Consider the following 14,544-nt stretch of genomic DNA (forward strand, 5'->3'; position numbering starts at 1 on the left):
TTCACCGCGCAAACAGCACCTCATGATGACGATATGGAATAAATAGTTTTAACTGCCACGAACAGCCACTGTCTTGGAACAATAAACTTTGTACACAAATTGTGTTCAGAGACCACAGTGGGGATAGACATCTTGCCCTATAAAGTGGAGTGCGCCTGCTTATGCAACCCAGCGGTTATTCCACGAATCTTTAAATATAATATTGCCCTCGCAACACTTCCACGTAATAACTTCATAGCGCATTTGGATTGTTTCAAAATGCGTTCCCGTCTGACCGCCTTGATATAGGTTCGGCGTAATAGAAGTTATTTTTACATTTTCCAGTATTATATTAAAATACTCGGATTCGATGCCTGCATCTAAAATCTGGTACATCTTAAATGTTGCGGATTTCATGGTAAGCCCCTGGCTCAGTCCTTTGTATAAAAGCGGTGTAACCTTATCAAATTACTTTTGAAATGATAAAGGTGAATGTACCCGTGTTCCCGTTAGTCGTCCCGTATTTGAGTCGGTTGGGATCTGTACATTATGAGTCAACGACTTTAATTCTATGGCTCCTACTCGACCAGAAACTAAAGATCCACCTATAACGGGTGATCCATTTTCATCAGTTAACCATAAATATGCTGGATTTGACATTTTACATCCTTATAATTTAAGCGACTGTATTAATCACATGGAAATTTTTTGTCTAAAAATTTTGCCACAAGATAAATACAAGCATTGAGAGTAAAAATAGAAATCAACCTCATTGTCCATGTGTCAAAATGGAAAATGAAATAGAAAGACAGCCAAACAGCTATCGAACCGGCAAACGCGCCTAGTGAGCCTTTAATTAACCCCATGAGATCCACTCAATTTTGATTCAACACGTTCCAGTATGTTATCAAACGCTAGCATTCCCTGTTGTCGTCTTACGATCAGAGCATCCACAAAGGGCTTGAGTGCCGGTTCAAACATAAAGTAGAGTAAGTCATAATCTTTTTTTCGCAACTCGCCATATATTTCAGGTTCGTCTATGCTGAGAGCTTCTGATGTTCTGATACAGCGTTCTTTCATTCCACCTATCAGCAATAAATTACCAACAAGACCACCCCGCACTGTGACTGCCAATCCAGCACGCTGAGCAATCGCCGTGGCTATTTTTGCTGAAATTACAGAGTTAGTTGCAGTGCGACCTATTATTGAAAATAAAGACCGGCTGTATATTTTGTTTTGTTTGCTTTCTGAAACGTATTTATCAAACTTTTCGAAAACCGTCTTTATCGCGTCTAGAATCCGATCATAATTGAGGATTCCATTTTTGATTGCATGGATGATTCTAATGGTTTGTGTTTCGTGGGCGTAATGTGAATCAGTGTCAAATACACCATAAGCCATATATCCAAGATCGACGGGTACGGAGAGCGCACCGTGAACAAACCCTAATACTGAGTCAGGTGAAATAATGATATCGGCAATGCGTGTGGCGATTTCCTCATAATTGCTCATGCTAATTCCTTTTATTAGCCAGTTCCCAGCGTGTGAGTATACTCCCCCTTCGGCAGTGGATATATTAAAAGAGGCTTCGTCTTTATACATGCCGGCCCTCCCCGCTTCATGATGCACTGTGATTTCCCCAGCGGCCTTGCTCGCCGGTGAGATTCGGGTTTACGGGCAGGCTGCGTAATAGAGTTTTTCCGAATTGGGCTTTATACCCAGACTGCCCAACTTCCTCATGCCACCAGCGTGAACCGTTCGCTAAACACTACATATGCTATGCCGCCCATCTGCGACTGCTACCATATGTAGTGTTTTTCTGCTTTTGAGGGGGGAGATTGTCCTGTTTGACATCAAAATTAGATTTTTTGTAGAGGTGCTCTAGATCACGAACTTTAATGTCTCAAATTCAGGTTAGATCACAAACTATTTATTCAGATCACCGTCTGTATTATTCCAGAACAGCCACCAGATCCTGCGCACATGCCCACGCCGAGCTCCATGCCCACTGGAAATTGTATCCGCCCAGCCAGCCGGTCACATCCACCACTTCGCCGATAAAATACAGGCCGGGGACTTTCGCTGCCGCCATCGTTTTTGAAGATAATTCTTTGGTATCGACGCCGCCGAGTGTGACTTCCGCCGTGCGGTAACCTTCGGTGCCGTTCGGCTGTACCTGCCAGTTTTGCAGTTGCTCAACCAGTTCGGCCTGCTGCGGCACGTTCAGCTGTTTCAGCGTCACGTCCGGCAATTGCCCCAGCGTTTGCAGACATTCGACCAGACGCTTCGGCAGTTGCATTGCCAGCGTGTTTTTCAGACTCTGATTTGGGTGTTCCTGACGCTGTGCATTCAGAAACGCCGCCAGATCGACATCAGGAAGTAAGTTAACGCTCACAAACTCGCCAGGCTGCCAGTAACTGGAAAGCTGTAAAACGGCCGGGCCGGACATGCCACGATGGGTAAAAAGAATGCTTTCACGGAAGACAGTGCCGTCTTCAGCAGTGAGCACCGCCGGGACTGACACCCCGGAAAGCGTCTGCAAGTGATCGAGCAGCGGCTTGTGCAGGGTAAATGGCACCAGACCGGCGCGGGTCGGCAGTACTTTCAGGCCAAACTGTTCCGCCAGACGGTAACCGAAGGGTGTCGCGCCCAGCCCTGGCATGGAAAGCCCGCCGCTGGCAATAACAAGTGAGTGAGTGCTTACAGTTGAGCCATTCACTTTGATAACAAAGCCATTTTCGGTTTTCTGCACGTCGGAAATCTCGCTGCGCAAGCGCACATCGACATTGCCCTGCTCGCATTCTTTATCGAGCATGGTGACGATTTGCTGCGCCGAGTCGTCGCAGAATAGCTGCCCGAGCGTTTTCTCGTGCCAGGCGATGCCGTAACGGTTGACCATATCGATGAAATCCCACTGGGTGTAACGCGCCAGCGCGGATTTACAGAAATGCGGGTTTTCGGAAAGATAGGCAGCGGGTTCGGCATAAAGGTTGGTGAAATTGCAGCGTCCGCCGCCTGACATCAGAATTTTTCGCCCGGTTTTTTTGCCGTTATCCAGCAGCAGAACACGGCAGCCACCCTGTCCGGCCTGTGCTGCGCAGAACATGCCTGCCGCACCTGCACCAATGACTACCACATCAACCTGTTCCACTTTTGGCCTCTCTTTTCCGGAAATTCAACTACGTTTTAGATAAGGTTTGCCCTGTTAACCGGGGCTTTGAGTCGCGGATTGTAAGGGACGGAGGGCTGTTAAACCAGCCAGACAGACTGCTTGCCGGACGTCGTAAGTAAATGTTTCTGCGTTCAAAGGAGGAATAACATATTGATAGATAAATACTTAATTGAAATAAAGCCAAACATTGAACTGTTTTTAGTCAAAAAAATGTCATATTTTCCTTTTCCCGTCCCCCTGTTCTCGCAGATAATGCGCGGCGTTCATGACCACTAACTGGCGTAACAATTATGCTGCATCTATTTGCCGGATTGGATATTCATACCGGTTCGTTATTGATTCTCGCGTTACTGTTTGTTCTGTTCTATGAAGCCATTAACGGTTTTCATGATACGGCCAACGCAGTGGCAACCGTCATCTATACCCGGGCAATGCGTTCGCAATTAGCGGTCGTGATGGCAGGGGTATTTAACTTCTTTGGCGTCCTGCTCGGTGGTTTGAGTGTGGCCTATGCCATCGTTCATTTACTGCCAACCGATTTGCTGCTCAATGTGGGTTCTGCTCATGGCCTTGCCATGGTGTTCTCTATGTTACTGGCGGCGATCATCTGGAACCTCGGTACCTGGTATTTCGGCCTGCCGGCGTCCAGCTCCCACACCCTTATCGGCGCCATCATTGGCGTAGGGCTGACCAATGCATTAATGACTCACACTTCCGTGGTCGATGCGTTAAACATCCCTAAAATGATTGGTATTTTTGCTTCGCTGATTATCTCTCCGCTGGTCGGGATGATTATCGCCGGTACCATGATTTTCCTGCTGCGCCGTTACTGGAGTGGCAATAAGAAACATGCCCGTATCCACCTGACACCGGCGGAACGTGAGAAGAAAGACGGCAAGAAAAAACCGCCATTCTGGACACGTACAGGTCTGATTCTGTCGGCTATCGGCGTGAGTTTCTCTCACGGCGCTAACGATGGTCAGAAGGGTATCGGTCTGATCATGCTGGTGCTGATTGGCGTGGCGCCAGCCGGTTTTGTGGTGAATATGAACGCGACCGGTTACGACATTACCCGTACCCGCGACGCCGTGACACACCTCGGCCAGTATTATCAGCAACATGTTGATGCCGTGCCGCACGTGGTTGCACAGACGCCAATAGTGCCGGCACCGGACGTCAATATCGCACCGACCGATGAGCCTAAAGTGTTCCACTGCGACAGCAGCCACGCACTTGACGCTATCGGCCGCGCGCAAACCCTGCTGACCAATCTTCAGTCTTACAGCGACCTGGCACCGGAAGAACGCAGCCATATGCGTCGCCTGCTGATGTGTGTTTCTGATACTGCGGATAAAGTGGCCAAGCTGCCGGAAACCTCTCCTGCAGACAAACGCTTCCTCGGCGAGCTGAAAACAGACATTCTGCAAACCGTTGAATACGCGCCTATCTGGATCATTATCGCTGTGGCACTGGCACTGGCGCTGGGTACGATGATTGGCTGGAAACGTGTCGCAACCACTATCGGTGAGAAGATTGGTAAGAAAGGCATGACTTACGCACAGGGTCTGTCTGCACAGCTCACGGCGGCGGTCTCCATCGGCGTAGCCAGCTATACCGGCATGCCGGTATCCACCACGCACGTGCTGTCTTCTGCGGTCGCAGGAACCATGATTGTCGATGGTGGCGGTGTGCAGTCGAAAACCGTGAAAAACATCGCGATGGCGTGGGTCTTAACCCTGCCTGTGTCGATTGTGCTCTCCGGTGTCCTGTACTGGATTGCACTGAAGCTGATCTGATGATTGTCTGACCGGCATGAAATAAAAAGGCGACCTTGCTCAGCAGGTCGCCTTTTTTGTTTCCTTTTTCACGCATCCTCCCTCGCGTTTCTTTCCGTTTCTAATACCAAATCAGCATGGCTAACATACTGATTAATATTAAACCGACCAATGCTGTTGTCAGGATAAACTGACCGCGAACCCGTTCACAACGGCGGATAAACTCAGGATCGTGATGTTCAACGTAGCGCTGAGCATAAATATAGCGTACCAACCTTATTTGCTTGCTGGGCTGACCGTGAGACGTAAAAAACCCTCCTCCATCAACGTACTGATACAGCAGCGGATCACACCCTCGCAGAACCACCAGCAATGCGCGCAAAGAAGAGTAATAGCGCAGCATATTCACTACACACACAAAACATAAAGCCCAAAACAGCGCAACGGGACTGATCATGATTCCCCCTCAAGGCGAACTGACACCGCGCAATGCGCCCGTCGTGCTGGCACACACCCGGCGTTTCGCCCTGCCTTTCCGCAATTTCACACCCCCGGGCTACGTTCGCCCGCCCTCTTGCCCTATCACAGAAGATTGCCAAAACAGGAGACGCCTGCATTATTCAGTGTAGGAAACGAATCCGTAACTGTTCATATTATTTATATCTATACATAGCCGGAAACGGAAATGGGATCTGTATGCTTGATTTATTTAACCCTTTTGGCGCTATACTGAAGTCATGAGTTTTGCATGATGCTGATATTGCTATTAACCGACTTATGGAAGGAGTTTTCTTATGGCTTACAAACACATACTTATTGCTGTGGACTTGTCACCGGAGAGCAAAGTTCTGGTCGAGAAAGCCGTTTCCATGGCGCGTCCGTATAACGCCAAAGTGTCCCTGATCCACGTTGATGTAAACTATTCCGACCTGTATACCGGTCTGATCGACGTTAATCTGGGTGACATGCAGAAACGTATTTCCGAAGAAACGCATCACGCGTTGAACGAACTGTCGCAAAATGCCGGCTATCCGATTTCAGAAACCCTGAGCGGCAGCGGTGATTTAGCGCAGGTGCTGGTGGATGCCATCAACAAATATGGCATGGACTTAGTACTGTGCGGCCATCACCAGGATTTCTGGAGCAAACTGATGTCCTCCGCACGCCAGCTAATCAACACCGTTCATATCGACATGCTGATCGTGCCGTTGCGCGATGAGGAAGAAGAAGAATAAGAGGCGTTGTTGTTAATTTAAAAAAGCCCGCTGGTTTTCACCTGCGGGCTTTTTTTTATGACAGTAGTGGAAAGACGTTACAGCAGCGGCTTTCTATAACGGCGTATAGATATCAAACCGGTGGCTCTTGGTCACCACGGCGGCCTGTGCGGGGATGTCGGCCATCGGCGGCGCATAATCCGGGCGTTTCACCACAATACGTTTGGTCGCTAAACGGCGTGCCGGTTCCAGCAGGCCATCGGCATCTTCGTCCGGGCCAACCAGTCCCTGAAACACGCGCATCTCTTTCTTCACCAGCGCACTTTTCTGTTTGTGCGGATACATCGGGTCGAGATACACCACTTCCGGCTTTGGCGAAAGCTCAGCAAGCGCCGTCAGGCTTGAGACGTGCAGCAGCGTCATACGCTCGCGCAGCCACGGGCCAATTTCTGCATCGCGATAACCCCGCGCCAGCCCATCATCAAGCAGTGCCGCGACCACCGGATTACGTTCCAGCATCCGCACTTTGCAACCCAGAGAAGCCAGCACAAACGCATCGCGGCCCAGCCCGGCGGTCGCGTCGACGACATCCGGCAGATAGCGCCCCTTGATGCCGACAGCTTTGGCCACCGCTTCACCGCGCCCGCCGCCAAATTTGCGACGATGCGCCATCGTGCCGCCGACAAAATCGACATAAATCGCGCCGAGTTTTGGCTCATCACGTTTACGTAATTCCAGACGTTCAGGCGTCAGCACCAGTGCCATCACAGCATCCGGGTCAGACGTCAGATTCCAGCGCTGCGCCAGAACAGATAAGGCGCCTTCATCGGCGCCTTCTTCACACAGTAAACACACACTCACAGGCAGAGGTTATCCTTTGATTCCGTAGTGGCGCAGCATAGCATCCAGCTGCGGCTCACGCCCGCGGAAGCGTTTGAACAGCTCCATAGGCTCTTCGGAACCGCCGCGCGACAGAATGTTATCCAGGAACGACTGACCGGTTTCGCGGTTGAAAATCCCTTCTTCTTCAAAGCGGGAATAGGCATCTGCAGACAGCACTTCCGCCCACAGATAGCTGTAGTAACCGGCCGCATAACCGCCTGCAAAGATGTGGCTGAAGGCATGCGGGAACCGGCCCCATGAAGGTGACGGCACCACGGCAACCTGTTTCTTGATTTCAGCCAGCGTTTGCAGGATTTGCGCGCCTTTAGCCGGGTCATATTCCGCATGCATACGGAAATCGAACAGGCCGAATTCCAGCTGACGCAGGATAAACAACGCCGCCTGATAGTTTTTCGCCGCCAGCATTTTATCCAGCATCTCTTTCGGCAACGGTTCGCCGGTTTCGAAATGACCGGAGATAAACGCCAGTGCGTCCGGCTCCCAGCACCAGTTTTCCATAAACTGGCTTGGCAGCTCGACAGCATCCCACGGCACACCGGCAATACCGGCGACTCCCGGCGTGTCGATGCGGGTCAGCATATGATGCAGGCCGTGACCGAATTCATGGAACAGCGTCGTGACTTCGTTATGGGTAAACAGCGCCGGTTTGTTGCCGACCGGACCGTTAAAGTTACAGGTCAGGTACGCGACCGGTTTTTGCAGTTCGCCGTCGGCTTTACGCATGCTGCCAACGCAGTCGTTCATCCATGCGCCACCGCGTTTGTGTTCGCGGGCATACAGGTCGAGATAGAAGCTGCCGCGCAGGTCGCCGGTTTCATCGAACAGGTCGAAGAAACGCACGTCTTTATGCCAGGTTTCTACGTCTTTACGTTCTTTGGCGGTGATGCCGTAAATGCGTTTCACCACTTCAAACAGCCCTTCCAGCGCACGCTGCTCAGGGAAGTAAGGACGTAACTGTTCGTCGTTGATGGAGAACAGATGCTGTTTCTGTTTTTCGCCGTAGAACGGCAAATCCCAGGCTTCCATTTCGTCCACACCGAAATGTTCTTTGGCGAAAGCACGCAGTTGGGCCAGTTCCTGCTCGCCCTGCGGACGCGCACGGGTTGCCAGACCGCTCAGGAAGTCGATCACCTGTTTCGGGCTTTCGGCCATTTTGGTGGCGAGAGACATATCCGCGAAAGAATCAAAACCTAACAACTGAGCCAGTTCGTGACGCAGCGCCAGTTCTTCGGCCATGACTTCACTGTTGTCCCACTTACCGGCATTCGGACCCTGATCGGAGGCGCGGGTAGCAAATGCGCGGTACATCTCTTCACGCAGTTCACGGTTTTCGCCATAGGTGATCACCGGCAGATAGCTCGGGATATCCAGCGTCAACAGCCAGCCTTCCTGCTCTTTCGATTCTGCCAGCGCTTTCGCGGCGGCCAGCGCACTTTCCGGCAGACCTTTCAGGTCATTCTCATCAGAGATGAGTTTGCTCCAGCCCATCGTGGCGTCGAGCACGTTGTTGCTGTAGGTCGAACCCAGCTCAGACAGACGCGCGGAAATTTCGCCATAGCGCTTTTGTTTTTCCATCGGCAAACCAATGCCGGACAGCTCAAAATCACGCAGCGCGTTATCAATGGCTTTTTTCTGTGCCACGGACAGCGTGCTGAAATGTTCGCTGTCTTTTAAATCGCGGTAGGCCTGATACAAACCGGCGTGCTGCCCGGTCCAGGTGCTGAATTCAGACAGAATCGGCAGGCACTGCTCGTAAGCTTCACGCAGTTCCGGGCTGTTTTTTACGGCATTGAGATGCCCCACCGGCGACCAGATGCGGCTCAGGCGGTCATCACTTTCGGCCAGCGGCTGACAGAGATTTTCCCAGGTATAAGGCGCGCCCTGCGCGACAACACGTTCGATCGTCTGACGGCTTTCTTCGATAGCGGATTTCATCGCAGGGACAATATGTTCAGGCTTGATCGCAGAGAAAGGAGGCAGGGAGAACGGTTTTAAGAGCGGATTCGACGCGTTTTGCTGTTCAGTCATAGGGCCAGTCCTTCGTAATAGCGTTTGTGGCTGATGCGCCTGTGGCGCACCACGCCGTGAATTCGGGTCGTCTTAAAGATGACGTAACTTCTAACATGCGGTCAAGTTACGGGGAAATCAATGGGTGGCGGCGGGATAGTCTTTAATGGATAATGCCGCGAAGCCGCAGGAGAAGCCGCACATGTTGAGTTACCGCCACAGTTTTCACGCCGGCAACCATGCCGACGTACTGAAACACACCGTTCAGAGCCTGATCATTGAATCTCTGAAAGAAAAAGAAAAGCCCTTCCTTTATCTCGACACCCACGCGGGTGCCGGGCGTTATCAGCTGAGCGGCGAACATGCCGAACGTACTGGCGAATATCTGGAAGGCATCGCGCGCATCTGGCAGCGGGACGATATTCCTGAAGAACTGGCGGCGTATATGTCGGTCGTCAATCACTTCAACCGCAACGAGAACCTGCGTTATTACCCGGGTTCACCGCTGATTGCCCGTCAGTTGCTGCGCGAAGACGACAAGCTGCACCTGACCGAACTGCACCCGAGCGATTTCCCGCTGCTGCGCAGTGAATTCCAGAAAGATGACCGTACCCGCGTTGCGCGTGCCGACGGTTATCAGCAGTTGAAAGCCCAGTTGCCACCACCTTCACGTCGCGGGCTGATCCTGATGGACCCGCCGTACGAAATGAAAACCGATTATCAGGATGTGGTAAAAGGCATTCAGGAAGGCTACAAACGTTTTGCCACCGGCACTTACGCGTTGTGGTATCCGGTGGTGATGCGCCAGCAAATTAAGAAAATGCTGCGTGATCTCGAAGCAACCGGCATCCGCCGTATTCTGCAAATCGAACTGGGCGTGCGCCCGGACAGCGATCAGCGCGGCATGACCGCTTCCGGCATGATCGTGATTAACCCGCCATGGAAGCTCGAGCAGCAGATGAACAACGTACTGCCGTGGCTGCTCAAAGTGCTGGTGCCTTCCGGTACCGGTCACACCACGGTGAACTGGGTAGTGCCTGAGTAAGTAAAGAATTTCCCTTCGCTGAGGCCTTTTTCTAAGGTCTCAGCTATCAAACCTATTGCAGCCATCGATCCAAACTTTGCGACAAAACGCATTCACGCGCTAAACTCACAAGCAATTTTTAAGATTAGCGACGCCGGTATGGCGTTCTTCATTTTTGACAACTCATGGAAAATCCGATGACCAAACATTATGACTATCTGGCAATTGGCGGCGGCAGCGGCGGTATCGCATCAATCAACCGTGCAGCCATGTATGGGAAAAAATGTGCGCTGATCGAAGCTAAAGAGCTGGGCGGCACGTGCGTCAACGTGGGTTGTGTCCCGAAAAAAGTGATGTGGCATGCCGCGCAAATCGCTGAAGCGATCCGCAACTACGGCCCGGATTACGGCTTTGATACCACCGTGAACAGCTTCAACTGGAAAACGCTGGTCGCCAACCGTACCGCCTACATCGACCGTATCCATACCTCGTACGATAACGTGCTGGGCAAAAATAACGTTGATGTGATCAAAGGCTTCGCCCGTTTCGTTGACGATCATACTGTGGAAGTGAACGGTGAGAAGATCACGGCAGATCACATCCTGATCGCTACCGGCGGACGCCCGAGCCATCCGGATATTCCGGGTGCAGAATACGGCATTGATTCAGACGGTTTCTTCGATCTGACCGAAATGCCAAAACGCGTTGCAGTGGTTGGCGCAGGTTATATCGCGGTAGAAATCGCCGGTGTGATGAACGCGCTGGGTGCTGAAACTCACCTGTTCGTGCGTAAACACGCGCCGCTGCGGACTTTCGATCCGCTGATCGTTGAAACGCTGGTGGAAGTGATGGAAACCGAAGGCCCGGCGCTGCATAAAGAATCCATTCCGAAAGAAGTGGTGAAAAATGCCGACGGCAGCCTGACGCTTAAGCTGGAAAACGGTCAGGAATTTGAAGTCGACAGCCTGGTCTGGGCGATTGGCCGCGAACCGGAAACCGATAACTTCAATCTGAAAGCGACCGGCGTGAAAACCAACGAAAAAGGTTACATCGTCGTCGATAAGTTCCAGAACACCAGCGTAAACGGGATTTACGCCGTTGGCGATAATACCGGTGCCGTTGAACTGACTCCGGTTGCCGTTGCTGCGGGTCGTCGTCTGTCTGAGCGTCTGTTTAACAACAAACCTGACGAACATCTGGATTACAGCAACATTGCGACCGTGGTGTTCAGTCACCCGCCAATCGGTACGGTCGGTCTGACTGAACCGCAGGCGAAAGAGCAGTTCGGCGAAGAAAACGTGAAAGTCTACAAATCTGCTTTCACCGCCATGTACACTGCCGTCACTCAACACCGCCAGCCGTGCCGCATGAAACTGGTGTGCGTCGGTGCTGAAGAGAAAATCGTCGGTATCCACGGTATCGGCTACGGTATGGATGAAATGTTGCAGGGCTTTGCGGTCGCACTGAAAATGGGCGCGACCAAGAAAGACTTCGACAACACCGTCGCCATCCACCCGACCGGTGCGGAAGAGTTTGTTACTATGCGTTAATTCGCCAGTCGGTAAAAAATAAAGGCCTGAGATTTTCTGATCTCAGGCCTTTTTGCTTTTCGACATTGAGCTCAGGGAAATTCAATATGAATTTCTAAGAAAGGTAAAAAACTTAAAATTAAAACCTTTTGAATTCATGTTGATATATAGAAAACCAAAAAAAACTTAACTTAAATAGTTATTTAACTAATTAAAACGGCGTTTCAAAACCTCATCTTAGAAAAAGACAGCGCAATTCCTGTGCTGGCATTAGAAGGAATTAATGAAATGGCTAAAAATGATAATGAATTTATTAATCTGGATAAATCTCAAGAATATGAGTTAAAAGATTGGTTGGGGCGTAATGAGTATTCCAGAAGTCAGGATAACGTTGATGAGTTAAGAAATATTATCATCGATAAACTGAAAAATGGTGACACTGCAAAGAATGTCAGATGGTCCGAACTCGACGCAGCGCTTGCAAACCACCCAAGCTGGTTTAGCGGTTTGGCAACTAAGTAATACAACAAAAGCGAATAAAAGAGGCGATTCATAGCCTCCTCTCACGAGTGAGCGAACTGCTCACTCGTTTTCATTGTACTTTCTCAGTCCAGCAAAATCACTTTCGAACTCTCCGTCTCGAATAGCGGCTTACAGAGTATTTTATAACTGTCGCGGTCAAAGTGCTGCACAGCAATATCGAAGGCTTTGGCGTCTTCCAGCGTTTTGACCGTTCCCAGATAGAACCAGTGATTGATGACGTGATAATCGGTCAGCCCGTTGGCTTCTTCGGCGATGGCAATGCGCCCCGGATACGGCCAGCTGCGGATTCTCAGGGTGCTGAGTGCATTTCTGAGGCGCGCCTGATGGACGTCGGGCGTCTCTTTACCGCAACAGACACCGGCACATTTGCCGAGTGAAAAGCGGAAACACGCACGATTTTTTGCCAGTTTTTCCAGCCCCAGCGCGCCGTAACACAGCTTTTCCTGATCGGCGATATCCCGGATTTTTTCGACTGCCGACATTTTAGTTTTAAACAGGCCAAATAAATCTTCGCTGTGAGAAAAATCCACGTCATCACTAAACACAATACTGGCCGTCAGCCCCTGAAGCCGGATCGAACACAGCTTGCGGGCGGTGCGCAGCCGCTTATTAAACAGCGGTCGTCGGGTTTTAATCAGATCCGATTCCAGCAGTAACGCCCCCACTTCACCGATCGTCTCAATGAATTCAATATCGCGGGTCATATGCAGAAGTTTGGCTTCGGCAGGATTGCGGAAATGCGACATCACGCGGCTGCGGATATTCACGCTTTTACCGATATACAGCGGAAAGGCATTATCGTCGCCGTAAAAAATATAGACGCCGCTGCCGTTGGGTAAGTTTTCTAAGGTATGGCGAAGATGTTCAGGGTACTGATAAAGCTCGGTAAAAAACTCTTTTTCGGGATTCCACAAAATAACTGACCTGCTTTAACCGGATAAACGTCGTATAGAAAACAGACGAATAATACTGGCGATTTATACAGCCTTCAACCTTTATGGAAAAAATCGGGTGTAAATGTTGGACGTCAGGATTTACGCCTGCGTACGCAGCTCAATATATTCCTGTCCGCTCAGTAAGTTGGCTAATGCCGCCTCACGGATTTCGCGCTGATCGGATTGTATCCAGAGATACAAATTATCGACGTTATCAAACCGCACCAGCACGGTATAGATAGTTTCGCCATGCACCGGGCGCAGGATATTTACATTCTGATAACCTGGAAACCGGGCCGCATCGGTCTTCAGCTGTTCCAGCCAGCGTTCATATTCCGTCAGCTTATCCCGCTGTACGCCGTGGGTGATCACCAGAGTAATGTGGTCAGGTTGATGAGGATAAGTCACAGGATGTTCCTTCTGATTAACCGTTGTTCTGGTTAACTGAATGTTGCGTTATATTCATGAACGATACGAAATCAACACGGCCATTCATAACGGAAATATTTTGGGTTGTTGTTAAACAATTTTTGGGGTGGGGAAAATAATGCGATTAAGCCTTGAAGCGCTGCTGATCCTGGATGCGCTGGACAGACACGGCACTTTTGCCGCAGCGGCCGCCAGACTGTTTAAAACCGCTTCTGCACTGAGTTATACCGTGCAGAAAATGGAAAGTGACCTGAACATCAAACTTCTGGACCGCTCAGGCCATCGCGCGACATTCACACCAACAGGCCGTCTGATGCTGGAAAAAGGCCGTGTGCTGCTGCGTGCCGTCAGTGAGCTGGAACAACAAGCGCAGTACGTCGAAAGCGGCTGGGAAAGCAAACTGACCATCAGCGTCGATGCTTCCGTCCCCTTCGCGCTGCTTGCGCCGTTGATTGACCGTTTTTACGCAGAACATCAGCACACGCAGTTATTGTTCCGCCACGATGTACTGGCCGGTTGCTGGGAAGCGCTGAGTTATGGCGAAGCCGACATCGTATTTGGTGCCGTGCAGGAACCGGTGACGCGCAGCGGCATTGAATACCGTCCGATCGGCTGGCTGGAATATGTGTTTGCTGTCGCGCCGCATCACCCGCTCGCCTCGCTGCCGGAACCGCTGGTGCGTGAGCAAATCCGTCAGTATCGCGCCGTGGTGGTTCACGACACGTCACGCCATGGCACAGGCGCGGATTTGCGCGTGCTCGATGAGCAGAAAATGCTCAGCGTTCATGATTTTAACGCCAAAGTTCACGCACAAATTGCCGGGCTGGGTTGTGGCTATCTGCCGCGTTATCTGGCCGCCCCCCATCTCGAAAGCGGTGCGCTGGTTGAACGTCGTCTGGATACCGAAACCCGCCGCGATCAGGCTTTTATGGCCTGGAACGAAAACGCGACCGGCAACGCTGCCATGTGGTGGCGCGAAAATTTACAGGATTTCGAGGGCATTGCGGCGGTGTACAGCCAGGCCTGAAAAACAA

At 51.0% G+C, this 14,544-nt stretch carries 13 protein-coding genes and 1 pseudogene; 6 read left to right on the forward strand and 8 right to left on the reverse strand.

Features of this window, described 5'->3' with window-relative positions:
- Nucleotides 1-159: 159 nt before the first annotated feature.
- The 3 genes and pseudogenes from GW591_RS19155 to GW591_RS19165 all read right to left on the reverse strand — a co-directional run bounded on the left by GW591_RS19155 (nucleotide 160) and on the right by GW591_RS19165 (nucleotide 3,130).
- Nucleotides 160-639, reverse strand: a pseudogene (locus GW591_RS19155) (Hcp family type VI secretion system effector).
- A gap of 192 nt (nucleotides 640-831) precedes the next feature.
- Nucleotides 832-1,491, reverse strand: a complete 660-nt coding sequence (locus tag GW591_RS19160; protein ID WP_126125287.1) for a hypothetical protein — start codon at nucleotides 1,489-1,491, stop codon at nucleotides 832-834.
- A gap of 439 nt (nucleotides 1,492-1,930) precedes the next feature.
- Nucleotides 1,931-3,130: a BaiN/RdsA family NAD(P)/FAD-dependent oxidoreductase gene (locus tag GW591_RS19165; RefSeq protein ID WP_119261094.1), complete on the reverse strand. Its 1,200-nt coding sequence runs from the start codon at nucleotides 3,128-3,130 to the stop codon at nucleotides 1,931-1,933.
- Nucleotides 3,131-3,441: 311 nt separating this feature from the next.
- On the opposite strand from GW591_RS19165, the gene pitA reads away from it, so the two are divergent.
- Entirely contained in the window at nucleotides 3,442-4,947 is a 1,506-nt protein-coding gene (gene pitA / locus GW591_RS19170; RefSeq protein ID WP_013573526.1) for an inorganic phosphate transporter PitA, read from the forward strand.
- Nucleotides 4,948-5,047: 100 nt separating this feature from the next.
- Here pitA and uspB read toward each other — a convergent pair whose 3' ends face one another.
- Entirely contained in the window at nucleotides 5,048-5,383 is a 336-nt protein-coding gene (uspB, locus tag GW591_RS19175) for a universal stress protein UspB (RefSeq protein ID WP_013573525.1), read from the reverse strand.
- A 337-nt stretch (nucleotides 5,384-5,720) separates the two neighbouring features.
- On the opposite strand from uspB, the gene uspA reads away from it, so the two are divergent.
- Entirely contained in the window at nucleotides 5,721-6,161 is a 441-nt protein-coding gene (gene uspA, locus GW591_RS19180) for a universal stress protein UspA (RefSeq protein WP_013573524.1), read from the forward strand.
- Nucleotides 6,162-6,254: 93 nt separating this feature from the next.
- On the opposite strand, the gene rsmJ is transcribed toward uspA, so the two are convergent.
- On the reverse strand, nucleotides 6,255-7,001 hold the full coding sequence (gene rsmJ, locus GW591_RS19185) for a 16S rRNA (guanine(1516)-N(2))-methyltransferase RsmJ (protein WP_037033739.1): 747 nt from the start codon (nucleotides 6,999-7,001) through the stop codon (nucleotides 6,255-6,257).
- 9 nt (nucleotides 7,002-7,010) lie between these two features.
- Complete coding sequence (gene prlC / locus GW591_RS19190; RefSeq protein ID WP_166861252.1) at nucleotides 7,011-9,071, reverse strand: oligopeptidase A; 2,061 nt, start codon at nucleotides 9,069-9,071, stop codon at nucleotides 7,011-7,013.
- A gap of 181 nt (nucleotides 9,072-9,252) precedes the next feature.
- Between prlC and GW591_RS19195 the strand changes: the two genes are divergently transcribed.
- The 3 genes from GW591_RS19195 to GW591_RS19205 all read left to right on the forward strand — a co-directional run bounded on the left by GW591_RS19195 (nucleotide 9,253) and on the right by GW591_RS19205 (nucleotide 12,125).
- Nucleotides 9,253-10,095, forward strand: a complete 843-nt coding sequence (locus tag GW591_RS19195; RefSeq protein WP_013573521.1) for a 23S rRNA (adenine(2030)-N(6))-methyltransferase RlmJ — start codon at nucleotides 9,253-9,255, stop codon at nucleotides 10,093-10,095.
- A gap of 176 nt (nucleotides 10,096-10,271) precedes the next feature.
- The gene (gene gorA, locus GW591_RS19200; protein WP_112151951.1) at nucleotides 10,272-11,624 is read left to right on the forward strand and encodes a glutathione-disulfide reductase; all 1,353 of its coding nucleotides are present in this window, start codon (nucleotides 10,272-10,274) and stop codon (nucleotides 11,622-11,624) included.
- Nucleotides 11,625-11,891: 267 nt separating this feature from the next.
- Nucleotides 11,892-12,125, forward strand: a complete 234-nt coding sequence (locus GW591_RS19205; protein WP_013573519.1) for a hypothetical protein — start codon at nucleotides 11,892-11,894, stop codon at nucleotides 12,123-12,125.
- Nucleotides 12,126-12,208: 83 nt separating this feature from the next.
- Here GW591_RS19205 and cho read toward each other — a convergent pair whose 3' ends face one another.
- Both cho and GW591_RS19215 read right to left on the reverse strand, forming a co-directional pair.
- On the reverse strand, nucleotides 12,209-13,060 hold the full coding sequence (gene cho, locus GW591_RS19210; RefSeq protein WP_119261093.1) for an excinuclease Cho: 852 nt from the start codon (nucleotides 13,058-13,060) through the stop codon (nucleotides 12,209-12,211).
- Nucleotides 13,061-13,180: 120 nt separating this feature from the next.
- Nucleotides 13,181-13,489: an antibiotic biosynthesis monooxygenase gene (locus tag GW591_RS19215; protein ID WP_037033745.1), complete on the reverse strand. Its 309-nt coding sequence runs from the start codon at nucleotides 13,487-13,489 to the stop codon at nucleotides 13,181-13,183.
- 139 nt (nucleotides 13,490-13,628) lie between these two features.
- Here GW591_RS19215 and GW591_RS19220 point away from each other — a divergent pair, with 139 nt between their 5' ends.
- Nucleotides 13,629-14,537, forward strand: coding sequence for a LysR family transcriptional regulator (locus GW591_RS19220; RefSeq protein ID WP_013573516.1), 909 nt, complete (start codon nucleotides 13,629-13,631; stop codon nucleotides 14,535-14,537).
- The last annotated feature ends 7 nt before the right edge of the window (nucleotides 14,538-14,544 follow it).

The organism is Rahnella aceris (assembly GCF_011684115.1).
GTDB classification, from domain to species: domain Bacteria; phylum Pseudomonadota; class Gammaproteobacteria; order Enterobacterales; family Enterobacteriaceae; genus Rahnella; species Rahnella aceris.

Excerpts from the sequence above, each read along its gene's own strand:
- GW591_RS19160 (WP_126125287.1), bottom strand. The coding sequence starts at position 1,491 with ATGAGCAATTATGAGGAAATCGCCACACGCATTGCCGATATCATTATT.
- pitA (WP_013573526.1), top strand. The coding sequence starts at position 3,442 with ATGCTGCATCTATTTGCCGGATTGGATATTCATACCGGTTCGTTATTG.
- uspB (WP_013573525.1), bottom strand. The coding sequence starts at position 5,383 with ATGATCAGTCCCGTTGCGCTGTTTTGGGCTTTATGTTTTGTGTGTGTA.
- uspA (WP_013573524.1), top strand. The coding sequence starts at position 5,721 with ATGGCTTACAAACACATACTTATTGCTGTGGACTTGTCACCGGAGAGC.
- prlC (WP_166861252.1), bottom strand. The coding sequence starts at position 9,071 with ATGACTGAACAGCAAAACGCGTCGAATCCGCTCTTAAAACCGTTCTCC.
- GW591_RS19195 (WP_013573521.1), top strand. The coding sequence starts at position 9,253 with ATGTTGAGTTACCGCCACAGTTTTCACGCCGGCAACCATGCCGACGTA.
- gorA (WP_112151951.1), top strand. The coding sequence starts at position 10,272 with ATGACCAAACATTATGACTATCTGGCAATTGGCGGCGGCAGCGGCGGT.
- GW591_RS19205 (WP_013573519.1), top strand. The coding sequence starts at position 11,892 with ATGGCTAAAAATGATAATGAATTTATTAATCTGGATAAATCTCAAGAA.
- GW591_RS19220 (WP_013573516.1), top strand. The coding sequence starts at position 13,629 with ATGCGATTAAGCCTTGAAGCGCTGCTGATCCTGGATGCGCTGGACAGA.